The organism is Hydrogenophaga laconesensis (assembly GCF_031457235.1).
GTDB classification, from domain to species: domain Bacteria; phylum Pseudomonadota; class Gammaproteobacteria; order Burkholderiales; family Burkholderiaceae_C; genus Hydrogenophaga; species Hydrogenophaga laconesensis.
The window spans coordinates 104,389-124,062 of sequence record NZ_JAVDWE010000002.1 but is presented as its reverse complement, the minus strand read 5'-3'; the positions used below and the strand labels follow the sequence as shown (position 1 = coordinate 124,062).

The 19,674-nt window shown below is 67.1% G+C and carries 20 protein-coding genes; 7 read left to right on the top strand and 13 right to left on the bottom strand.

Annotated features, from left to right (window positions below; all coding sequences use genetic code 11):
* Positions 1-10 precede the first annotated feature (10 nt).
* The gene (locus J2X09_RS04980) at positions 11-964 is read right to left on the bottom strand and encodes a complex I NDUFA9 subunit family protein (protein ID WP_204732857.1); all 954 of its coding nucleotides are present in this window, start codon (positions 962-964) and stop codon (positions 11-13) included.
* Between the two features lie 25 nt (positions 965-989).
* Positions 990-2,945 (bottom strand): lytic transglycosylase domain-containing protein, encoded by a 1,956-nt coding sequence (locus J2X09_RS04975; RefSeq protein ID WP_204732989.1) that lies wholly within the window; start codon positions 2,943-2,945, stop codon positions 990-992.
* A gap of 87 nt (positions 2,946-3,032) precedes the next feature.
* Between J2X09_RS04975 and J2X09_RS04970 the strand changes: the two genes are divergently transcribed.
* Positions 3,033-3,683, top strand: coding sequence for a 5-formyltetrahydrofolate cyclo-ligase (locus tag J2X09_RS04970; RefSeq protein WP_204732858.1), 651 nt, complete (start codon positions 3,033-3,035; stop codon positions 3,681-3,683).
* A gap of 4 nt (positions 3,684-3,687) precedes the next feature.
* Here J2X09_RS04970 and J2X09_RS04965 read toward each other — a convergent pair whose 3' ends face one another.
* Both J2X09_RS04965 and J2X09_RS04960 read right to left on the bottom strand, forming a co-directional pair.
* A complete protein-coding gene (locus tag J2X09_RS04965) occupies positions 3,688-4,602 on the bottom strand; it encodes a DMT family transporter (RefSeq protein WP_204732859.1) in 915 nt (304 codons plus the stop codon).
* A 110-nt stretch (positions 4,603-4,712) separates the two neighbouring features.
* Positions 4,713-5,738 (bottom strand): LysR substrate-binding domain-containing protein, encoded by a 1,026-nt coding sequence (locus J2X09_RS04960; protein WP_204732860.1) that lies wholly within the window; start codon positions 5,736-5,738, stop codon positions 4,713-4,715.
* Positions 5,739-5,864: 126 nt separating this feature from the next.
* Here J2X09_RS04960 and J2X09_RS04955 point away from each other — a divergent pair, with 126 nt between their 5' ends.
* Complete coding sequence (locus tag J2X09_RS04955; RefSeq protein ID WP_204732861.1) at positions 5,865-6,356, top strand: DUF2917 domain-containing protein; 492 nt, start codon at positions 5,865-5,867, stop codon at positions 6,354-6,356.
* Between the two features lie 21 nt (positions 6,357-6,377).
* Here the strand turns inward: J2X09_RS04955 and J2X09_RS04950 are convergent, their stop codons facing one another.
* Positions 6,378-6,737 carry a TfoX/Sxy family protein gene (locus tag J2X09_RS04950; protein ID WP_204732862.1) on the bottom strand — a complete coding sequence of 120 codons (360 nt, stop codon included), beginning with the start codon at positions 6,735-6,737 and terminating at the stop codon, positions 6,378-6,380.
* 39 nt (positions 6,738-6,776) lie between these two features.
* Between J2X09_RS04950 and J2X09_RS04945 the strand changes: the two genes are divergently transcribed.
* The 3 genes from J2X09_RS04945 to J2X09_RS04935 all read left to right on the top strand — a co-directional run bounded on the left by J2X09_RS04945 (position 6,777) and on the right by J2X09_RS04935 (position 9,808).
* Positions 6,777-7,394 (top strand): TetR/AcrR family transcriptional regulator, encoded by a 618-nt coding sequence (locus tag J2X09_RS04945; protein ID WP_204732863.1) that lies wholly within the window; start codon positions 6,777-6,779, stop codon positions 7,392-7,394.
* A 63-nt stretch (positions 7,395-7,457) separates the two neighbouring features.
* Complete coding sequence (locus J2X09_RS04940; RefSeq protein WP_204732864.1) at positions 7,458-8,438, top strand: MBL fold metallo-hydrolase; 981 nt, start codon at positions 7,458-7,460, stop codon at positions 8,436-8,438.
* A gap of 89 nt (positions 8,439-8,527) precedes the next feature.
* A complete protein-coding gene (locus tag J2X09_RS04935; RefSeq protein ID WP_310307620.1) occupies positions 8,528-9,808 on the top strand; it encodes an anion transporter in 1,281 nt (426 codons plus the stop codon).
* Here the strand turns inward: J2X09_RS04935 and J2X09_RS04930 are convergent.
* From J2X09_RS04930 to J2X09_RS04905, 6 genes are all read right to left on the bottom strand, one after another.
* Positions 9,805-10,587 carry an amino acid ABC transporter ATP-binding protein gene (locus J2X09_RS04930; protein ID WP_310307618.1) on the bottom strand — a complete coding sequence of 261 codons (783 nt, stop codon included), beginning with the start codon at positions 10,585-10,587 and terminating at the stop codon, positions 9,805-9,807. The two genes, J2X09_RS04935 and J2X09_RS04930, sit on opposite strands and share 4 nt — an antisense overlap.
* Positions 10,574-11,224, bottom strand: coding sequence for an amino acid ABC transporter permease (locus tag J2X09_RS04925; RefSeq protein WP_204732865.1), 651 nt, complete (start codon positions 11,222-11,224; stop codon positions 10,574-10,576). The genes J2X09_RS04930 and J2X09_RS04925 overlap by 14 nt, the downstream gene beginning before the upstream one ends.
* Positions 11,225-11,296: 72 nt before the next feature.
* On the bottom strand, positions 11,297-11,965 hold the full coding sequence (locus J2X09_RS04920) for an amino acid ABC transporter permease (protein ID WP_204732866.1): 669 nt from the start codon (positions 11,963-11,965) through the stop codon (positions 11,297-11,299).
* 24 nt (positions 11,966-11,989) lie between these two features.
* The gene (locus J2X09_RS04915; RefSeq protein WP_204732867.1) at positions 11,990-12,784 is read right to left on the bottom strand and encodes a transporter substrate-binding domain-containing protein; all 795 of its coding nucleotides are present in this window, start codon (positions 12,782-12,784) and stop codon (positions 11,990-11,992) included.
* On the bottom strand, positions 12,781-13,518 hold the full coding sequence (locus J2X09_RS04910; protein ID WP_204732868.1) for a GntR family transcriptional regulator: 738 nt from the start codon (positions 13,516-13,518) through the stop codon (positions 12,781-12,783). Before J2X09_RS04910 ends, J2X09_RS04915 begins: the two co-directional genes overlap by 4 nt.
* 177 nt (positions 13,519-13,695) lie before the next feature.
* Positions 13,696-14,616, bottom strand: coding sequence for a DUF6279 family lipoprotein (locus J2X09_RS04905; protein WP_204732869.1), 921 nt, complete (start codon positions 14,614-14,616; stop codon positions 13,696-13,698).
* On the opposite strand from J2X09_RS04905, the gene glmU reads away from it, so the two are divergent.
* Positions 14,615-16,036 (top strand): bifunctional UDP-N-acetylglucosamine diphosphorylase/glucosamine-1-phosphate N-acetyltransferase GlmU, encoded by a 1,422-nt coding sequence (glmU, locus tag J2X09_RS04900; RefSeq protein ID WP_204732870.1) that lies wholly within the window; start codon positions 14,615-14,617, stop codon positions 16,034-16,036. The genes J2X09_RS04905 and glmU overlap by 2 nt on opposite strands.
* A 113-nt stretch (positions 16,037-16,149) precedes the next feature.
* Here glmU and J2X09_RS04895 read toward each other — a convergent pair whose 3' ends face one another.
* The gene (locus tag J2X09_RS04895) at positions 16,150-16,914 is read right to left on the bottom strand and encodes a DUF2726 domain-containing protein (RefSeq protein WP_204732871.1); all 765 of its coding nucleotides are present in this window, start codon (positions 16,912-16,914) and stop codon (positions 16,150-16,152) included.
* 150 nt (positions 16,915-17,064) lie between these two features.
* Positions 17,065-17,571, bottom strand: coding sequence for an Lrp/AsnC family transcriptional regulator (locus J2X09_RS04890; RefSeq protein ID WP_204732872.1), 507 nt, complete (start codon positions 17,569-17,571; stop codon positions 17,065-17,067).
* Between the two features lie 134 nt (positions 17,572-17,705).
* Between J2X09_RS04890 and glmS the strand changes: the two genes are divergently transcribed.
* Entirely contained in the window at positions 17,706-19,562 is a 1,857-nt protein-coding gene (gene glmS / locus J2X09_RS04885) for a glutamine--fructose-6-phosphate transaminase (isomerizing) (RefSeq protein WP_204732873.1), read from the top strand.
* The last annotated feature ends 112 nt before the right edge of the window (positions 19,563-19,674 follow it).

Sequence of the window (19,674 nt, the reverse complement as noted above, 5' to 3'; positions counted from 1 at the left end):
GTTTCACCAATCAGCGGACCACGCGGTTTCGGTAATCCAGCAACTGGCTGCGCCCGCCGCGCTGGCCGAGGTAGGTGGGCGCCACACTATCAAGGTGGGCCGGCGTGATGTCCAGGGCCGACAGGCCGGGCCATTGGCCCGTGGCGACGTTGTCCACCGTCATCGCGTCCAGGTTGTCCCGGCTCAACACCGGCTCGCCCGGCAGCCATTCCATGAGGCGGGCCTGCAGCCGCGCCAGCGATGCCGGCAGTGGCAGGATGGGTCGCTGCCGGCTGCCATGCCTGCCCGCGATCCGTACCAGGTCCGCCAGGGTCAGGACGTCGGGGCCGGCGCATTCGAAGGTCTGTCCCACACTGCTCATGGGCAGGTTGCTGTCGCGCAGGCAGGCCACCACCGCGTCGGCCACATCGCTCACCCAGACCGGCTGGAATTTCGCCTGGGCATGGGCCAGTGGCACCACCGGAAGCGCCGATTGCAGCTTCGCGAACAGGTTGAGAAAGCGGTCACCTTCCCCGAACACCACGCTGGGGCGCAGGATGGTGAGGTCCAGCCCCGCGCCGCGAAGCACCTCCTCGCCGCGCGCCTTGCTGCGCTGGTAGCGGGATGGTGCGTCCAGGTTCACACCCAGCGCGCTCACGTGCACCACACGGCGGACGCCGTCCGCTGCGCAGGCCTCCGCGAGCGAGAGCGGCAGTTCCACGTGCACGCGCTCGAAATCGTCCTCACTGCCGTGCAGGATCGCCACGAGGTTGACCACCGCGTCGTGCCCATCCAGCAAGCCCAGCAACTGCCCGGGGTCGTGCACGTCGGCTTCCAGCACGGTCACCCGGGGCAGGTGCTGCACGCGCGCGGCATGGATGGCGCGGCGTGTGGGCACGGTGATGCGCCAGCCCTGGCGGTGCAGCTTTTCGCAGACATGGCGGCCGATGAAACCTGTGCCGCCGAGGACGAGAACGTTCTTCATGGGATGCGGGTCTGGAAGGTGCGTGTCAGGGAAGGTCGGGGTTGACGGTGGGGGCGTTGGCGGGTCGTGGGCCGACCGTGCCCAGCCGCGCGCGCAGCGACTGCGGCTGGCCTGTGATCAGGGCGGCGTAGTTGGTGGTGTTGGCCAGCACGCGCTTGACATAGTCGCGCGTTTCCTCGAACGGGATGTTCTCGGCCCACACTTCCCCCGGCAGCACCGGCCCGTTGCGCCACAGGCGCGAGCGGCCGGGCCCGGCGTTGTAGGCGGCGGCGGCGAGGGGCAGCGAGCCCTGGAAGTCGTCGAGCGCGAACTTGAGGTAGGCCGTGCCGATGCGGATGTTGGTGTCGCGCTCGGTGATCTGCGCGGGCCTGAAATTGGTCATGCCGATCTTGTTGGCGGTCCAGCGGGCGGTGGCTGGCATCACTTGCATGAGGCCTGAGGCGCCGACGCCGGAGCGGGCTTCGGTGATGAAACGGCTTTCCTGCCGGATCAGACCGTACACGTAGGCCGGGTCCAGCCCGATCTCGTTCGAGCGGCTGACCACCTGTTCACGGTGGGGCGTGGGAAAACGCTGCGCGTGGTCCAGCACTTCGGGCGTGCGCAGGCTGGTGTTGATGCAGCGGTCCCAAAGTTCATGCTGGCAGGCCAGCGCGGAGGCGGCCAGCAACTCGCGTTCGCCCATGCCCCCAGGGGTGTGGAGGCCCACGGTGTAGTTCCATTCGCGCACGCCTTCGCCGCGCAGGCCCAGGCGGATGGCGATCAGCGCGCGGCGCAGGCCGGGGTTGTTCTGGGCGGTTGCGATCTCCTCCGCGGTGAGCGGTGCGGGTGCTGCCGGCACGGTGATGGGCAGGCCCAGTTCTTCCATGGCGAGCTGCTCGTAGAAGTCGCGAGGCGATGCAATGCTTTCAAACAGCTGGCGCGCTTTTGCCGAAGCGGCCACCGGATCGGGCAGCTTGAGCGCCTGCACGGCGCGCGCTTCCCAGTACACCCAGGCGGGATCGCTTTGCTGTGCCTCACCCATTGCAGCGATGGCTTCGTGCACAGCGGACCAGGCACCGGCGCGCAGGCCGGCGCGCGCCTTCCAGGCCAGGTGGTCGTCGTTCATGTAGCGGTCTTCGCCGTTCGCGAAATAGGTGAGCGCCTCCGGCTGCAGCTTCTGCGCCGAGCGTTTGCCGATCACACCCCAGATCCAGCCGCGTTCTTCTTTCGTCAGCTGGGCCTTCCATCGCGTGCGGTCCATCTCCAGCGCGGCCATCACCGGGTCGTTGGCCGCCAGGCGGATGATGGCCAGCGTGACCATTTCCTTGGTGCGGGGCCGGATTGCGGTGAACTTCTCGTCAAGGTATTTCGCGGGATCCGCCGCGATGCTGTCCACCGTCGCAGTCAGGTCCGGATCCACCATGCCCACGGCCTGCGTGGCCACGCGCGGCCGGTTGGCGTCCATGGCCACCCGGGCCCGCTGCCACACGGCCTGCTGCTTCAGGTGCCCGGCGTCCAGCAGGAACTTGGCCGCCGTCGCGCAGCCGTCGTCGGCCTCGCGCTGCGCTTGCCAGTTGGTCTGCACCAGCGGTGCCACCGCATCGCCTGGTGCGCGGCCCGTCATCACGTCGCGCATCAGGCCATAGCAGCGCACCTGCCGGTCGTCGTTCATGCGGAAGAGCGGCAGTTCGGCGTCGAAGTTGGCCCAGTCGCGTGCCTTGCCGAGCTGCAGCAACCAGTCGTTGCGCAACCGGTCTTCCCAGTAGGTGCCCGCCATGCGGTTCAAGGCGGCGCGGATGTCGGTGGGGGTGGCGACGTCCAGGCGGGCACGCGCATCCCAATACATGGCCAGCGGCTCCAGCGCGTGGCCCCGCACCGTGGGCAGCAGGTTCGCCAGCTGGAAGCTGTTGCCGCGAGAGAACGCAGAGCGCATCTCCAGCAGCGTGGCATCTCCGCCAGTGCCTTGCGCCAGCGCAAGACCCGGCCCCGCCAGGACCGCCATAATCAGCCGCACGCCCAGCCCGCGAAGGTGCAGACCGATCCGCTGCGAGCCACCCTGTTTCTCGTCAACCCGATTCATGTGCCGATTATGGACAACAACGACGGTCAGAGCCCTCACAAACCCCACGCCTCGTCCGCCGATGGATCGGCGGCGGCGCTCAAGGCCGAGTGGCGCAAATCGCTGATCGAGAAACGCCAGGGCCTGGCCGACCGTGCCTGGCGCAACGATTTGCTGCAGCGCGTCATGCGCGTCTGGCTCATCCACCGACCCGACACCGTCATCGGCGCCTACTGGCCCATCAAGGGCGAATTCGATCCGCTGCCGGCGCTGTTCCGCTGGCAGGAGGCGGGCCTGGAGGAGGATGCGCAGAGCCAGCAGCGCCACCGACGGATTGGGCTGCCGGTCGTGAACAAGGTGGACAAGACGCTGACGTTCTACACCTGGTACCCGGGGTGCCCGATGGAGGAGGATGCCTATGGCATTCCGAAGCCGAAGGACACCGAGATCGTCGAGCCCACCCTGATCTTCGTGCCCTGCGTGGGCTACGGTCCCGGCGGCTTCCGGCTGGGCTACGGTGGTGGCTTCTACGACCGCACGCTTGCCAGCCTGAAACCCAAGCCCTTCACCGTGGGCCTGGGCTACGACTTTGGCTGGCTACCCTATCTGCAGCCCGAGATTCATGACGTGCCGCTGGATGCGATCCTGAGCGACACGGGCGTGATGTGGCCGGAGCGTTGAAACGCTAGGGATGATCGGCGTTCGCGTGCACGTCGGTGATGCGCTTCTCGCGCCGCACCAGGTAGAGACCGCTGCCCACGATGATGGCGGCGCCGATCCAGGTGTGTGAGGACGGCAGGCTCTGCCAGATCAGCCAGTCCAGCCCCACTCCCCAGGCCAGTGCGCTGTACTCGAACGGGGCCACGGCCGAGGCCTGGCCGTGGCGGAAGGCTTCGGTGATGGCGAGCTGGCCGCAGAAGCCGGTGACGGCCAGAGCGAGCAGCAGCAACGCGTCGCCGCGCCGGATGGGCACCCAGCCAGCCCAGGCCATCGCTCCCGCGCCCACGGCCATGAACAGCATCATCCACAGCACCATGCTTTCGCTGCTGTCCGTGCGGCTGGCCAGTCGGCCTGCCACCGCCGCCACGGCATAACAGGCCGCCGCCCCCAGTGTGGCCAGTCCACCCAGGGTGACGAAGCCGGCCTGCAGGTCTTCACCGCTGGGCCGCAGCGCGATCAGCACGCCGACGAAGCCGATGGCGATCGCCCACCAGTGTGCCTTGGGCACGCGTTCCTTGAGCACGGGCACCGAGAGCGCGGTGATGAGCAGCGGTGAGATGAAAAACAGCGTGTAAGCGGCCGACAGCGGCAGCTCGCGCACGCCCAGCGTGAACAGCGACAGCATGGTGATGCCGAGCACGCCGCGCAGCACGTGCAGCGGCCAGCGGACCCTGAACACCGTGTGCCACGCGCCGCGCCAGGCGATGTAGAGCAGCACGAGGGGCAGTGCGGTGATGCCGCGCAGCGCGGCGATCTGCAGCACCGGGTAGGTGGCCGAGAGGGTCTTGAGCACCGCGTCCATGAGGGCGAAGAAGCCCACGGCGATGAGCATGAAGGTGATGCTGCGCAGGTTGCCGGCGGCGAGGTGAGAGACCGTCATGAAGGAATGGTGCGAAATCGGAAGTGTCTTCGTCCGGAACGCCGCGGAGCCGGCTTTGCCGGGCTGCCAGCGTTGCCCACTGGGGGTGACGCCGCAGGTGGCGCGGGGGATCAGTCCATGTCATCCAATGTATCGGGGTCGGGCACGTCGCCGATGGCTTCGCGCGTGGCGGCTGCCTGCAGCAGCAGCCAGTCGCAGAACGCTTTCACTTCAGGCCGCTGCGCGCTGCGCGGGGCAACCAGGAGCCAGTACACCAGCGGCGAGTCGAGTCTGGTGTGCGGCAGCGGCTCCACCAGCGCGCCGCTGGCCAGGCTTTCCGCCACGAGCGGCAGCCGCGCCAGCGCCACGCCCTGCCCGGTGAGGGCGGCCTGCACGATCTGGTTGGCGTAGTTGAAGTACATCCAGCGCTGTGGCGATAGTTTGGCCGGCGCGTGGCGGCCACCTCGCTTGCCGGAGACTGGCGCAGGCGTGCCGAAAGTGTCGAGCCAGCGTTGCCAGGTGAGCCACTCGAGGTGGCGTGTGCGGTGCGCGTCGCCCGCCTCGATGAGCGCGCAGCGCGAGAGGTCGTCGATGCTCTGGATGGGATGTGTCTTGAGCAGCCAGGGGCTGGCCACGGGCGTGAGCTGTTCGCCGAACAGGCGGTGCGCACTCGCTGGCATGGCCTGCGGCACGGCGTAGCGCAGCGCCAGGTCAACGTCGGAGGTGGCGAGGTCGACGGCGGCGTCGGTCGCGTCGATCCGGATGTCGATGTCGGGGTGGTCGCGCTGGAACGCTTCCAGGCGCGGGATCAGCCACATGGAGGCGAACGAGGCCCACGTGGTGATGGCCACGGCCTTGCGGCCCGCGCTCTGGCGGATCTGCCGCACGGCCGCGTCGATGCGCTCCAGCGCCATGCTGGAGGCGCGCAGCAGCTGCGAGCCCGCGCTGGTGAGCTCCACCGCGCGCGTGTGGCGCAGGAAGAGGGCGGTGCCCACCTCGTCTTCCAGTGCCTGAATCTGCCGGCTCACCGCGCTCTGCGTCAGGGACAGCTCCTCGGCGGCGGCGCGGAAGTTGAGGTGGCGCGCCACGGCTTCGAAGGCGCGCAGGTGCCCTGCGGCAATCGGGCGGGTGCGTGGGTGGCTGCTGGTGAGCTGCATGGGGGCTTCAGGCATTGATGCGGGAATCGAATCAATAGCTTACTGCGTATTCATTGGACTGCAAGGGGCTGCGGGCCGATCATTCATTCCCAGGATGAGCCATCGTCCCCTTACAAGGAGCCTTTCGTGAACACCCGTATCGCACCGTTTGCCGTTCCTTCCGAGCACCTGTCCTGCGCCACCAATGTGCGCGGCTGGCGCCTGGATGCGCGCCGGGCGATGACCCTGCGCCCGCATGCGCCCAGCCGCCTGCAGATCAACCAGGGCCGCGTGTGGGTCACCATGGGGCAACCGCAGGGCGCGGGCAACGAGTCGGGCGATCTGATGCTGACCGCAGGCGAAAGCCTGATGGTGCCGGCCGGCGCACGGCTGGTCATGGAGCCCTGGCAGCCCGCTGAAGGCCCGGTGCGGTTCGACTGGAGCGTGGAGCCGCTGGCGGCCACGTCCGCAGGCGCGTTCCGTCATGAGGTGGTGGCGCCTTCCCGCGATCTGGCGCGGGCACTCGGCCAGGCCGGTGGTGCTTTCGCGCGGTTGCTGCGCGGGCTGTGGGCGTATGGCGAGCACCGGGTGGCCGGGCGTGGCCGTGCGCTGACCCCCAGCGCACCGAACTGCCGCTGAGCCCGGTCGCGCCACCCGGGCCTATTTGCCGCGTGGCCGCTTCGGTGGCTTGCGTGCTGCCACCGCCGCTTCCAGGGCCAGCCGGGCCCAGGGCAGCATCAGCGCGGGCGACTCCAGCGCCTCGTCCGGTGGCGTGTGGTAGTTCAGCTTCATGGACTTGCCCTTGGCCTCGTACACGAAGGGCTGTCCGCCCGCAGCGAGCCAGCGTGGCTCGGTCGCGGCATTGGTCTTCAGGAAGAGCGTGTCCCACGCGATGATCGCGATGTTCATGCCATCGGTGGAAATGCCCCAGCCGCCGAACATGCGCTTGGGCACGCAGGGGCCGACGCCCGACAGCAGTTCACAGGCGTGCAATGCAAAGGGATCCACGGGTTTGACCATGGCCGCATGGTAAGCGGCGCAGGGGGTGACAATCCCCCCATGGCCCGACCGAAATCCGCGACCCACGATCTCAAGCGCGACGAAATCCTCGATGTCGCCGCGCGCTGCTTCGCCGCGCAGAGTTTTCCCGCCGCGAGCATGAACGACATCGCTGCTGCATGCGGCACCAGCAAGGCGCGGCTGTACCACTACTACGAAAGCAAGGACGCGATCCTGTACGACCTGCTGGACCGCTACACCCAGCGCCTGCTGGCCCTGATCGGCGAGGCCGAGGCCCGCGCGCAGCGCAAGAACCTGAGCGAACGCGAGGCCTTGAGCGAGCTGGTGCGGGCCTTCCTCGCCGAATACGAGACCTCGGCCACCCGCCACGTGGCCCTGCTGTCCGACACCAAATTCCTGGGTGAAGGGCAGCGCGAACTCATCGTGAACCGCCAGCGGGACGTGGTCGCCGCCTTCACCCGCTTCCTCAGGCGCGCCTACCCCGAGCGCGTGAGCGCAGCCAACCAGACCGCGCTCACCATGATGCTGTTTGGCATGATCAACTGGACCTTCACCTGGCTGCGCCCGGGCGGCGCCATGAGCTATGGCGCCTTCGCCGAGGAGGTGGTGGACGTGCTGGAGCGGGGCTTGTCCGGTAGTGCCGGGCGGGCTTTGTGATTCACTTATGCGTAATTGATTTCGTTTAGGTAAAATTCCGCCTTCCCCACAGGAGACCCATCCATGAGCAAAGCCTTCGCCTCCCAGGCCGACCTGGACGACAAGAAAACCACGTTCGAACAGCTCAGCAAGCACTGCTGGGCCTACACCGCCGAAGGCGACCCGAACTCCGGCGTGATCATTGGCGAGAAGTACATCATGGTGAGCGACGCCACCGCCACCCCGGCCATGGCGCAGGACCTGATCAAGCAGATCCGCACCGTCTCCGACAAGCCCATCAAATACGTCCTGCTCACGCATTACCACGCGGTGCGTGTGCTGGGTGCCAGCGCCTATGCAGCCGAAGGCGCGACAGAAGTCATCGCCAGCCGGGGCACCTACGAACTGATCGTCGAACGCGGCGCCGAGGACATGCAGAGCGAGATGGAGCGCTTTCCCCGCCTGTTCCGCGGTGCCGACAGCGTGCCCGGCCTGACCTGGCCGACGCTGGTGATCGGTGACGGCCAACCGGGCCGCCAGGGCTCGCTGACCGTCGATCTGGGTGGCGTCAAGGTGGAAATCTGGCATCCCGGCCAGGGCCACACGCGCGGCGACACCATCGCCTGGGTGGAAGAAGAGAAGGTGTTGTTCAGTGGCGACCTCGTGGAGTACGAGGCTGGTGTGTACACCGGCGACGCGCAGCTGGAAGAGTGGCCTGCCACGCTCGAGGCCTTGCGCGCGCTCAAGGCCGAGGCGATCGTGCCGGGCCGTGGCGAAGCCATGAAGGGCAGCGCCGACGTGAACAAGGCGCTGGACTACACGCAGCGCTGGGTGAGCACGCTGTTCCAGGCGGGCAAGGAAGCTGCCGCCGCCGGCATGGACCTCAAGGCCGCCATGGCCCACACCCGCAAGAGCATGGACCCCGTGTTTGGTCACGTGTTCATCTACGAACATTGCCTGCCGTTCGACGTGAGCCGCGCTTACGACGAAGCCAAGGGCATCAAGAACCCGCGCATCTGGACGGCCGAGCGCGACAAGGAGATGTGGGCGGCCCTGCAGAGCTGAGCACGCACGGTTCCGCAGCCATGAAAAAGCCGCCCCCGGGGCGGCTTTTTCATGGGCGGCAGGCTACGATCCCACGCGCTGTGACGCCCATGACCATGCCCGACCACGTTCTCTCGCACTCCGCCACCGACTGGGGCATCGTCGCGGTGTTCGCCATCGTCTATCTCGGCATGTTTCTGGGAGGCCTGCCGCGCCTGAAGCTGGACCGGTCGGGCGTGGCCTTGCTGGGCGCGATCGCGGTGATCGGTCTGAGTGGCCTGCCGGTGGAGGACGCCGCGCGCTCGGTCGACCTGCCCACCATCGTGCTGCTGTTCGCTTTCATGGTGGTGTCGGCGCAGATGCGCCTCGGTGGCTTCTATGGCGCGGTCACGCGGCGCGTGGGTGCCATGCCACTGTCGCGCAACGGCCTGCTGGCCGCGCTGATCGTGGTTTCCGGGGCGCTGTCGGCGGTGTTCTCGAACGACATCATCTGCCTGGCCATGACGCCGGTGGTGGCTCGGCTGTGCCTGCAGCGCGGCATGAACCCGCTGCCCTTCCTGATCGGCCTGGCCTGCGCGGCCAACATCGGCTCGGCCGCCACGCTCATCGGCAACCCGCAGAACATGCTGATCGGCTCGGTGCTGCAACTGCCTTTCGGTGGCTATGTGCGGCAAGCCTTGCCGCCGGTGGCCATCGGCCTGTTGCTGCTGTGGCTCTGGCTGGCCTATGGGCCGGGGTCCCGCACCGCTTCCGGCCCGGACGTTACCGAGGCCACCTTTGCCGCCGTGGCCGAGGCACCGCCGGAGGAACCACCGTTCGACCGCTGGCAGACCGCCAAGGGGCTCGTGGTGGCGGGCGCGCTGATGCTGATCTTCCTGTTCACCAACTGGCCGCGCGATGTGGCGGCGCTCGTGGGCGCAGGCCTGCTGTTGCTGAGCCGCAGGCTGCATTCCTCGCACGTGCTGGGGTTGATCGACTGGCCACTGTTGCTGCTGTTCATGGGCCTGTTCGTGGTGAACCACGCGTTTGAGACCACCGGTCTGGCCGCGCAGGCCGTGGCCTGGCTGGGCACGCAAGGTGTGCATCTGGCCGAGCCGGGGCCGCTGCTGGTGGCCAGCGCGGTGCTCTCGAATCTCGTGTCCAACGTACCGGCCGTGATGCTGCTGCTGCCGCATCTGGGGGCAAGTGGCGAACAGGCGGGTGTGATGCTGGCGCTCGTCACCACGTTTGCCGGCAACCTGCTGCTGGTGGGGTCAATCGCCAACCTGATCGTGGCCGACCTGGCCCGCCAGCAGGGCATCGTCATCGACTGGAAGCGCCACGCCATCACCGGCATTCCGGTGACGCTGCTGACGCTGGCCGTCGTCTGGGGCTGGATGCGGTTCGTCTAGTCGTGGATCGACGACAGGAACTGCTGCAGCTCGGGTGTCTTCGGTGAGCCGAAGAGTTCGGCGGGCGGCCCCATCTCATGCACCCGGCCCTGGTGCATGAAGATCACGCGGTCGCTCACCTTGCGCGCGAAGTTCATCTCGTGCGTGACCATCAGCAGCGTCATGCCCTCGTCGGCCAGCGACTCCACCACACGCAGCACCTCGCCCACCAGTTCGGGATCGAGCGCCGAGGTGATCTCGTCGCAGAGCAGCACGCTGGGTTGCATGGCCAGTGCGCGCGCGATCGCCACGCGCTGCTGTTGACCACCGGAGAGCTGGTCCGGGAAGGCGTCGAACTTCTCGCCCAGTCCCACGCGCTTGAGCAATTGCCTGGCGCGCTCCTCGCCTTCCGCGCCCGGGGTTTTCTTCACCAGGGCAGGTGCCAGCATCACGTTGCGGCCCACGCTCAGGTGAGGGAAGAGGTTGAAGTTCTGGAAGATCATGCCCACGTGCTGGCGCAGTTCGCGCATGGCGGCGGCGTCCTTGTGCAGCAGGGGCTTGTCGTCCACCGTCAGCGAGCCGGACTGAAACACCTCCAGGCCGTTGATGCAACGCAGCAGCGTGCTCTTGCCGGACCCGCTCTTGCCGATGATGGCGATCACCTCACCCGCCTTCACCTGCAGGTCGATGCCCTTGAGCACCTCGTTGCTGCCGTAGGACTTGCGCAGCTGCCGGATGTCGACGATGGTGCGGGCGTTGATCGCGGGCGTCTCCGCCACGAGGGGTTCAGCGACTTGCATGGAGTTTCCTTTCGAGGAAGCGCGCGTACAGGCTCACGGGGAAGCACAGCGCGAAGTACATCAGGGCCACACAGCTGTAGACCAGGAACGGAGCGAAGGTGGCGTTGGTGATCATGGTGCCGGCCTTGGTGAGTTCGACGAAGCCGATCACCGAGGCCAGCGCCGTGCCTTTGACAACCTGCACCAGGAAGCCCACCGTGGGCGCGATGGCGATGCGCGTGGCCTGCGGCAGGACCACGTAGCGCAGCTGCTCACCGAAGTTCAGCGCCAGGCTTTGTGCGGCCTCCCATTGGCCTTTGGGCACGGCGGCCACGCAGCCGCGCCAGATCTCCACCAGGAAGGCGCTGGTGTACAGCGTGAGCGCGACGGAAGCCGCCGTCCACGCCGAGGTTTCGTAGCCGAACAGCGCCAGGCCGAAGTAGGCCAGGAACAGCTGCATCAGCAACGGCGTGCCCTGGAAGAGCTGCACGTAGCCGCTCACGAAGGTTTCGGCGCCGGGCCAGCGCGCGGTGCGCGCCACGAGCAGCAACAGGCCGACGATGCCGCCACCGATGAAGGCGATCAGCGAGAGCGCCACCGTCCAGCGCGCGGCCAGCAGCAGGTTGCGCACGATGTCCCAGAGGGTGAAGTCAACCATGGCAAGGACCGCCCGGCCGCCCGGAGGGCGTTGCGCGCCCCTTGGGGGCCATGAACGAAGTGAGTGTGGGGCTCATCGTCTTCCTCCGAACAGGTACCTGGGGCCCAGCCAGTTGAGCAGCGCCCGCACGCCGACCGAGAGCAGCAGGTAGATGCCGGTGGCGATGATGAAAGCTTCGAACGCGCGGAAGTTGCGGCTCTGGATCAGGTTGGCGGCGTAGCTGAGCTCCTGCGTGGAGATCTGCCCGCACACGGCCGAGCCGAGCATGACGATGATGATCTGGCTGGTGAGCGCTGGCCACACTTTCTTCAGCGCGGGCGGCAGCACCACGTGCAGGAAGGTCTGCACGCGCGAGAGCGCCAGGCTGGCCGCGGCCTCGAACTGGCCCTTGGGCGTTGCTTCGATGCCGGCCCGGATGATCTCGGCCGCATAGGCGCCGAGGTTGATCACCATGGCGATGACCGACGCGATCTCGGGTGTGAGCTTCACGCCCGCGGCCGGCAGGCCGAAGAACACGAAGAACAGTTGCACGATGAAGGGCGTGTTGCGGATCAGTTCCACATAGGTGCCCGCCATCCAGCGCAGCGCCAGCGGTCCACTGCTGCGCGCCCAGGCGCAGGCGGTGCCCAGCAACAGACCGATCACCGCCGAGACGGCGGTCAGGCCCAGCGTCCAGAGCACGCCCTTGGCCAGCAGCGGCCACTGCGCGAGCACGGCTGGGAAATCGAGTTCGATGCCCATGTCAGGACCCGATGAGGTGTTGCCTTACTCGGGCAGTGCGCCAGTTGGGCGACCCAGCCACTTCTTCGCCAGGGCGTCCAACTCGCCGGCCTTCTTGGCGGCGATGATGATCTCGTTGACCTTGGCGCGCAGCGCGTCCTCGCCCTTGGCCACGCCGATGAAATTCGGGCTGTCTTTCAGCAGCAGCTTGTATTCGGCGCCCAGTGCCGGGTTGCGTTTGATCATGTTGTCGGCCACCGAGACACCCGTGGCGATGAACTGCGTCTGACCGGAGACGAAGGCCGAGACGGTGGCGTTGTTGTCTTCGAAGCGCTTGATGTCGGTGTTGGCGGGTGCGACCTTGGTGAGCTCCTGGTCTTCGATGGCACCGCGCGTCACCGCCACCGATTTGCCACCGAGCCCATTGAAATCGGCCAGCGCCGCGGCCTTCGGACCGTACACCGCCTGGAAGAACGGCGAGTAGGCCGCGGTGAAGTCGATCACCTTCTCCCGCTCGGGGTTCTTGCCCAGCGTGGAGATCACCAGGTCGGCTTTCTTGGTCTGAAGATAAGGCACGCGGTTGGCGCTGGTCACCGGCACCAGTTCCACCTTCACGCCCAGCTTGGCCGCGATCAGGTTGGCTGTGTCGACGTCCAGGCCCTGGGGCTTGAGGTCGATGCCGACGAAACCGTAAGGCGGGAAGTCGGTCGGCACGGCGATCTTGATCAGCTTGTTCTTCATCACCGTGTCGAGCGCGGTCTGGGCGTGGGCGTGGCCCAGACCCAGTGCGGCCGCAACGGCCACGGTGGATGCGATGAAAGCGCGTTTGGTGAGGGTCATAGCAGGGCTCCTAGGTAGGTGTCGCTCGGGGGGGATGAACGGGGCTTCTTTGCAGGGGCGGTGGCCTCGCGCACGGGCGCCAGGGCTTCGCGCAGGTTGGCCAGCGGGTCGCTCGCCGTGCCCAGCCGGAGGGCGGCCTGCACCTGGCCGATGTGCGCGGCCATGAGGTTTTCGGCAGCGGCGGTGTCGCCTCGCTCCAGCGCGGTCACGATGTCCACATGGTCCTGGCAGGACTGGACGGCGTCGTGGTTGCTCTGGTAGAGCATGGCGATGAGCGTGGTGCGTGCGGTGAAGTCGCGCAGCGTGTCGGCCAGCAACTGGTTGCCCAGGCATTCGGCCAGGCAGACATGGAAGTCGCCCAGCAGATAGCTGCGCTGGCCGACGTCATCGCCTTTCAGGGCCGCCTGTTCCTGCTTCAGGTGCTGGCGCAGGCGCCGGAGCGCGGTTTTGTCGAGCTGGGTCGTTCCCCGGATCAGGCCGGTTTCGATGACACGGCGCGCCTCGAACGCCTCACGCGCTTCCTCGTGTGAGGGTTGCACCACGTACCAGCCCCGGCGCGAACTCACGGTGACGATGCCGCGCGCCGCCAGGCGCACCAGCGCCTCGCGCACCAGCGTGCGGCTGCAGTCGAACAGCATCGAAAGGCTTTGTTCGCCCAGTCGCGTGCCTGGGGCAAGGCGCTGTGCGAGCACGGCTTCGATGATGCGTTGGGCGATGTCGGTGGAACTGACCATGAAAGACCTTTGCGGTCTCTTGATGCGAATTCCGTGCCACGTCCATACAAGCCTTGTATGCAAGACAGATGCACCGGCCTCGTGCGCAAATGGCGGGTGTGGCGGCGCCCGCGCACCAAGGCATGCCGTTCGCCAGGTGCTGGCTGGGCGGTTTTGGTGCTCGCCGGTTGGCGGGGTTCAGCGCTGCGCGCTGAGGACGCGCAGATCGTCCTCGTAGCCCTTGAGCTTGCGCACGGCGTTGGCCCGCTGCCCGGCGCTGGTGCTGTTGTGCAGCGCCGCGAACTGGGCGCAGCCCTGGCGCACCAGTTCCTCGTTATAGGCGTCGTAACCCGGTGCGGGCGAGCGGCGGATGCGCGCGATGTGCTCGCGCACGAACTGCTCCGCCTTGGCGGGCTCGGCCTGCGCGTCGCGCACGGTCTGCAGCAGGTCGGCCTGGCGGCGCAGCCGTTCGGACTGCGTGCGCTGTGGGTCGAAGGGTGACTTCTGCAGCAGGCTGCGCAGCAGCTCGCGCTGGCCCTTGTCCAGCGTGCCGTAGAACGACTCGCTGCGTTCCAGCGCCTTGTCCATTCGGCGGTTGAGCCTTTGCTCCGGGCTGCCGCGCAGGAAGTCCTTCTCGAACTCTTCGTTGCTCCTGGCCTGCTGCCGCTTGAGGTTGTCCAGCTGTTCAGGGCTCAGCCCCAGCGCCAGCCGTGCGAACGGTTCCACGGTTTCCGCCGCCGCGCGGTCCAGCCGCTGGCGGATGTCCTCGAACTGTGCGCAGGCCTGCGCAGCCGAGACCTCGCTCACCGCCATGGACTGCCATTGCCGCAGCAGGCCGGCATAGACGGGCAGCTCCTCGCGGCGGTGCCATTGGAAGAAGGCCTGCAGGTCTTCCCGCGTCTGGCCGGTCTGGGTGTCGTTCAGGTCCACGTGCCGGTCGATCCACCAGTAGCTCAGCGTGGGGGCCTGGTTGTAGGCCAGGCGGGTCGCGGCGCAGGCAGCCAGGGTGGCCACGATGGCCAGGGCCGCACAGAGCCGCAGGGCACGGCGGGCGATAATCCGCGGCACGAGATCGTCGGCAAGAACGCCGCGAAAACAATCCCCGAAAGAGGTGTTCATGTCGTTCCCTGTGGATGTGGTGGTGATGGCGGCCGGCAAAGGCACGCGCATGAAATCCCTCCGGCCCAAAGTGTTGCACCGTTTGGGTGGCCGTGCACTGGCCCAGCACGTCATTGACTGCGCCGCGCGGTTATCGGCGCGCTCGGTGATCGTGATCACCGGCCATGGTGCAGAACAGGTCGAAGCCGGCCTGCGCACGCCGGTCCCGCCGGGCGACACACCTGCACCGGCATTGCGCTTCGTCCGCCAGGAGCCCCAGCTGGGCACAGGCCATGCGGTGCAGCAGGCCGTACCGGCGCTGGGAGACGATGGGGTGGTGCTGATCCTCAATGGCGACGTGCCTCTCATCGGGCAGGCCACGCTGGAGACCTTGCTGCAGGCCTGCGATGGCCAGCACCTCGCGCTGCTCAGCGTGGACACTGGCGGCGACGCCACAGGCTACGGCCGCATCGTGCGCGCCCTGGACGCGGACCGGTCCGTGCACGCCATCGTGGAGCACAAGGACGCCAATGAGGCGCAGCGGCGCATCACGGAGTGGTACAGCGGCGTGATGGCCGCGCCCGCTGCGCTGCTCAAGCCGTTGCTGGAAGGATTGACGAACGACAACAGCCAGGGCGAGTACTACCTCACCGACGTGGTCAAGCACGCCGTGGCGCGGGGTCTGGTGGTGCGCGCCGTCACCACGCGCGACGAGGTCGAGGTGGCGGGCGTGAACAGCCCGGCCCAGCTGGCCGGACTCGAGCGCGCCTACCAGCGGCGGCTGGCCGCGGCCTTGTTGGAGCAGGGGGTGCGCCTGGCCGATCCAGCGCGGCTGGACGTGCGCGGCGAGCTGCTCTGTGGCCAGGATGTGGAGATCGACGTCAACTGCGTGTTCGAAGGCCGCGTGAAGCTGGGCGACGGTGTGCGCATCGGTGCGAACTGCGTGATCGCGAATGCCGCCATCGACTCGGGCGCCGTGATCCATCCCTTCACCCACATCGATGGCGAGAAGCTTGGTGTCTCGGTGGGCAGCGGTGCGCTGATCGGGCCTTTTGCGCGGTTGCGTCCGGGGGCCCAGCTGGGCGCCGAGGTGCACATCGGCAACTTCGTGGAAGTGAAGAACAGCACCCTGGCCGCTGGCGCCAAGGCCAACCACCTGGCCTACCTGGGTGACGCCACCGTGGGCGAGCGGGTGAACTACGGCGCGGGCAGCATCACCGCCAACTACGACGGCGCCAACAAGCACCGCACGGTGATCGAGGCCGACGTGCACGTGGGCAGCAACTGCGTGCTGGTGGCGCCGGTCACCATCGGCGCAGGTGGCACGGTGGGCGCGGGGTCGACCATCACCAAGAACACGGCCCCGGGCGCGCTGGCGGTGGCGCGCGGCAAGCAGGTGGCGCTGGACAACTGGCAGCGCCCGACAAAGAGGAAACCCTGAGAAGGGTTGTATCCGGCGCGGAAACGCCTACTCCAGGCTGTCCACGGAACCGGCTTCGCCGGGCCGCAGGACACGCCCCCTCGAGGGGCGCGCGCAGCGCGGCGGGGTGTGTCTTATCTTCCGCGCACGTCCTGCGAGCTGCCGTCGAAGCCGCTTTCCCCCGGCTGGCGGCTGCTGCCGAAGCCGCTGTTGCCATTCAGGCGGCTGTCGTCGAACCCACGGCGGCCGTTGCGGTTGAGGTCCATCAGGCCGCTCATGCCCATGATTTCCGACTCGCGGAAGCCGGTGTTGGTGCTGTGTTGCTGGTCGAAGCCCGAGAACTGGCTTTCCAGTTGCTGCAATGCGTTCTCGCGCTGCTCTTTGCGGGCCTTGGGCTTGGGCAGTTCGGCCAGATTGAGCTGGGTGCGGAATTCCGCCGGCGAGGGCATGCGGTGGATGCCATTCTTGAGGAACACGAAGCGCACGCCCGCCGTCTTCAGAATGCGGTTCTTGATCTTGACCTTGTGGGCCTTGGCCTTCGCGTCGCTCAGGTGGTGCTGTTCCACGTCGAAGGCGAAGCTGGGCCGTCCGTCCATGCCGCACACCACGAAATCCACTTTCTGGTGCAGGAGACGGTCGCGCGCCCGATCGCGGTCCTTGGCGCGGCGCACCGAGAGCATGTCGCTCAGCGCCATGTTGGGTAGCACGATCTGGCCCGGAAACGTGTCCTGAAGGTAGTCCAGCATGTGCGCCTGCTCGGGCGTGAGCAGGCGTTCCGGCGCGTAACGATCGTCCCGGCCGGAGGAATCCCGGCGCCGCAGGCGGCGAACCGCCCAGACGCAGACCGCCAGCACCACGAGGGCGGCGGCCGCGAACAGGGCTATCGTCACAACATCCATGCCAACTCCTTGGCCTGCGGAACAGGCGGTTCAGGGAATTCTAGGAGCGTGTTACTTGTGCTCCCTGTCGTCAACCGTTCACGGCCGACGCAAGGGCGGCTTGTGTGTGGTTTGCATCAATATGGGGCTTGAACCTGCGGGCGAAGGTATTCAGTCCGGGGCGTTGTCGCGTGAACGGTTCAGGGGCAGCCGGGGGTCGAACTTGGCGCGCTTGAGGCTGAAAAAGGCCTTGATGTTGCGCACGTTGGCGTCGCTGGTGAACAGCTGCTGCGCCAGGGCGAGGTAGGCGGGCATGTCGGTGCAGTGCACCACCAGCACGAAGTCGGGGCCCGGACTCACGCGGTAGCACTGCTGCACCTCGGGTGTGGGCAGCACGCGGGCCTCGAAGGCATCGAGGTGTTCGATGCCCTGGCGTTCCAGCGTGATTTCCACCAGCGCCGTGAGGCCGTGGCCGAGCACCGGGGCAAGCCGGTCCGCGCTCAACAAGGCCACTTCACGCTCGATCAGGCCGGCCTGCCGCAAGCGCTTGACGCGCCGCAGGCTGGTGGGCGGTGAAAGGTGGGCCAGTTCCGCCAGCGCCTGGTTGCTGCGCGAAGCATCGGACTGCAGCAAATCAAGCAGCCTCAAGTCGGCTTCATCGATGGTGATTTGTTCCATAAATGTTTATATATTGAAATTTTTCTTCTTCTATGAACATTAGAGAAATTATTATCGATTTTCAACCATCAATTGACCATTAATTTCTTGTTGGCCTGTTTAGCATCACCCATCTCGAATTTCAGGAGCAAAGTATGTGCGGCATCGTGGCAGGGGTTTCCGGGCGCGACATCGTGCCTGTGCTGGTGCAGGGGCTTCAGCGGCTGGAGTACCGGGGATACGACTCCTGCGGTGTCGCCGTGCACAGCGCCGGTCTGAGGCGGGCCCGCAGCACCGCGCGTGTGGCCGAACTGGCGCAGCAGGTTCAGCAGGAAGCCATCGCCAGCGGCACCGGCATCGCCCACACCCGCTGGGCCACGCATGGCGCGCCGCTGGTGCACAACGCCCATCCCCATTTCAGCCACGGTCCTGTCGCCGCCGCGGGTGCCGCGGGGCGCGTGGCCCTGGTGCACAACGGCATCATCGAGAACCACGATGAGCTGCGCGCTGCGCTGCAAGCCAAGGGCTATGTGTTCGAGAGCCAGACGGACACCGAGGTCATCGCCCACTTGATCGACTCGCTGTACGAGGGCGACGTGTTCGCGGCACTGCAGGCCGCCGTGGCCCAGTTGCATGGCGCGTTCGCGCTGGCCGTTTTCCACAAGGACGAGCCGCACCGCGTGGTGGGCGCGCGCGCCGGCTCACCTCTGGTGCTCGGCGTGGGGCAAGGCGCCAGCGAACATTTCCTGGCCAGCGATGCCATGGCCCTGGCCGGCGTAACCGACCAGATCGTGTACCTGGAAGAAGGTGATCTGGTGGACCTGCAGCTCGGCCGCTACTGGGTGCTCGACGGCAAAGGCCGCGCATTGAGCGTGGAACAGCGCCCGGTGAAGACCGTGCAGGCACACAGCGGCGCAGCCGAGCTGGGGCCGTACCGCCACTACATGCAGAAGGAGATCTTCGAGCAGCCGCGCGCCATTGGCGACACGCTCGAGGGTGTGGAGGGCATCACGCCCGAGCTGTTCGGCGACGGGGCCTACCGCGTGTTCCAGGAGATCGACAACATCCTCATCCTCGCATGCGGCACCAGTTACTACAGCGGCTGCACCGCCAAGTACTGGCTGGAAGACATCGCCAGGATTCCGACGCAGGTGGAGGTGGCCAGCGAATACCGCTACCGCACCAGCGTGCCCAACCCCCGCACGCTGGTGGTGACGATCACGCAAAGCGGCGAGACCGCCGACACGCTGGCCGCGCTGCGGCATGCGCAGAGCCTGGGCATGAAGCACACGCTGACGGTCTGCAACGTGGCCACCTCGGCCATGGTGCGCGAATGCGAACTGGCCTACATCACACGCGCGGGTGTCGAGATCGGCGTGGCATCGACCAAGGCTTTCACCACCCAACTGGCGGGCCTGTTCCTGCTGACGCTGGCCCTCGCGCAGACGCGCGGCCTGCTGGACGAAGAGGCCGAAGCCCGGCACCTGAAAGCCATGCGCCACCTGCCCGTGGCGCTGCAGGCCGTGCTGGCGCTGGAGCCGCAGGTGATCAGCTGGGCCGAAGACTTCGCGCGCATGGACAACGCGCTCTTCCTGGGCCGGGGTCTGCACTACCCGATCGCGCTCGAGGGTGCGCTCAAGCTCAAGGAAATCAGCTACATCCACGCCGAGGCCTACCCGGCTGGCGAACTCAAGCACGGCCCGCTCGCGCTGGTGACCGCCGCGATGCCGGTGGTCACTGTCGCGCCCAACGACGCGTTGCTGGAAAAGCTCAAGAGCAACATGCAGGAGGTGCGCGCGCGCGGTGGCGTGCTGTATGTGCTGGCCGACGCCGACACGCGCATCACCAGCAGCGAAGGCATTCACGTCATCCGCATGCCGGAGAACTACGGCGCGCTCAGCCCCCTGCTGCACGTGGCGCCGCTGCAGATGCTGGCGTACCACACCGCGCTGGCCAAGGGCACCGACGTGGACAAACCACGCAACCTGGCGAAGAGTGTCACGGTGGAGTGAGTGGGGAACGTTGTTTTCTGTGGTATGTGCGCAGCGGGGCACCCCGCCATTCCAGCAACGTCCGCAGAACTATGAGGTCCAGATTCTCCTTTGGTCCTTCGGCAAGGACTCT

Excerpts from the sequence above, each read along its gene's own strand:
- J2X09_RS04925 (WP_204732865.1), bottom strand. The coding sequence starts at position 11,224 with ATGGTTGACTTCACCCTCTGGGACATCGTGCGCAACCTGCTGCTGGCC.
- J2X09_RS04915 (WP_204732867.1), bottom strand. The coding sequence starts at position 12,784 with ATGACCCTCACCAAACGCGCTTTCATCGCATCCACCGTGGCCGTTGCG.
- J2X09_RS04935 (WP_310307620.1), top strand. The coding sequence starts at position 8,528 with ATGACCATGCCCGACCACGTTCTCTCGCACTCCGCCACCGACTGGGGC.
- glmS (WP_204732873.1), top strand. The coding sequence starts at position 17,706 with ATGTGCGGCATCGTGGCAGGGGTTTCCGGGCGCGACATCGTGCCTGTG.
- J2X09_RS04945 (WP_204732863.1), top strand. The coding sequence starts at position 6,777 with ATGGCCCGACCGAAATCCGCGACCCACGATCTCAAGCGCGACGAAATC.
- J2X09_RS04905 (WP_204732869.1), bottom strand. The coding sequence starts at position 14,616 with ATGAACACCTCTTTCGGGGATTGTTTTCGCGGCGTTCTTGCCGACGAT.
- J2X09_RS04930 (WP_310307618.1), bottom strand. The coding sequence starts at position 10,587 with ATGCAAGTCGCTGAACCCCTCGTGGCGGAGACGCCCGCGATCAACGCC.
- J2X09_RS04940 (WP_204732864.1), top strand. The coding sequence starts at position 7,458 with ATGAGCAAAGCCTTCGCCTCCCAGGCCGACCTGGACGACAAGAAAACC.
- J2X09_RS04965 (WP_204732859.1), bottom strand. The coding sequence starts at position 4,602 with ATGACGGTCTCTCACCTCGCCGCCGGCAACCTGCGCAGCATCACCTTC.
- glmU (WP_204732870.1), top strand. The coding sequence starts at position 14,615 with ATGTCGTTCCCTGTGGATGTGGTGGTGATGGCGGCCGGCAAAGGCACG.
- J2X09_RS04910 (WP_204732868.1), bottom strand. The coding sequence starts at position 13,518 with ATGGTCAGTTCCACCGACATCGCCCAACGCATCATCGAAGCCGTGCTC.
- J2X09_RS04960 (WP_204732860.1), bottom strand. The coding sequence starts at position 5,738 with ATGCAGCTCACCAGCAGCCACCCACGCACCCGCCCGATTGCCGCAGGG.
- J2X09_RS04970 (WP_204732858.1), top strand. The coding sequence starts at position 3,033 with ATGGACAACAACGACGGTCAGAGCCCTCACAAACCCCACGCCTCGTCC.
- J2X09_RS04980 (WP_204732857.1), bottom strand. The coding sequence starts at position 964 with ATGAAGAACGTTCTCGTCCTCGGCGGCACAGGTTTCATCGGCCGCCAT.
- J2X09_RS04920 (WP_204732866.1), bottom strand. The coding sequence starts at position 11,965 with ATGGGCATCGAACTCGATTTCCCAGCCGTGCTCGCGCAGTGGCCGCTG.
- J2X09_RS04975 (WP_204732989.1), bottom strand. The coding sequence starts at position 2,945 with ATGGCGGTCCTGGCGGGGCCGGGTCTTGCGCTGGCGCAAGGCACTGGC.
- J2X09_RS04890 (WP_204732872.1), bottom strand. The coding sequence starts at position 17,571 with ATGGAACAAATCACCATCGATGAAGCCGACTTGAGGCTGCTTGATTTG.
- J2X09_RS04895 (WP_204732871.1), bottom strand. The coding sequence starts at position 16,914 with ATGGATGTTGTGACGATAGCCCTGTTCGCGGCCGCCGCCCTCGTGGTG.
- J2X09_RS04950 (WP_204732862.1), bottom strand. The coding sequence starts at position 6,737 with ATGGTCAAACCCGTGGATCCCTTTGCATTGCACGCCTGTGAACTGCTG.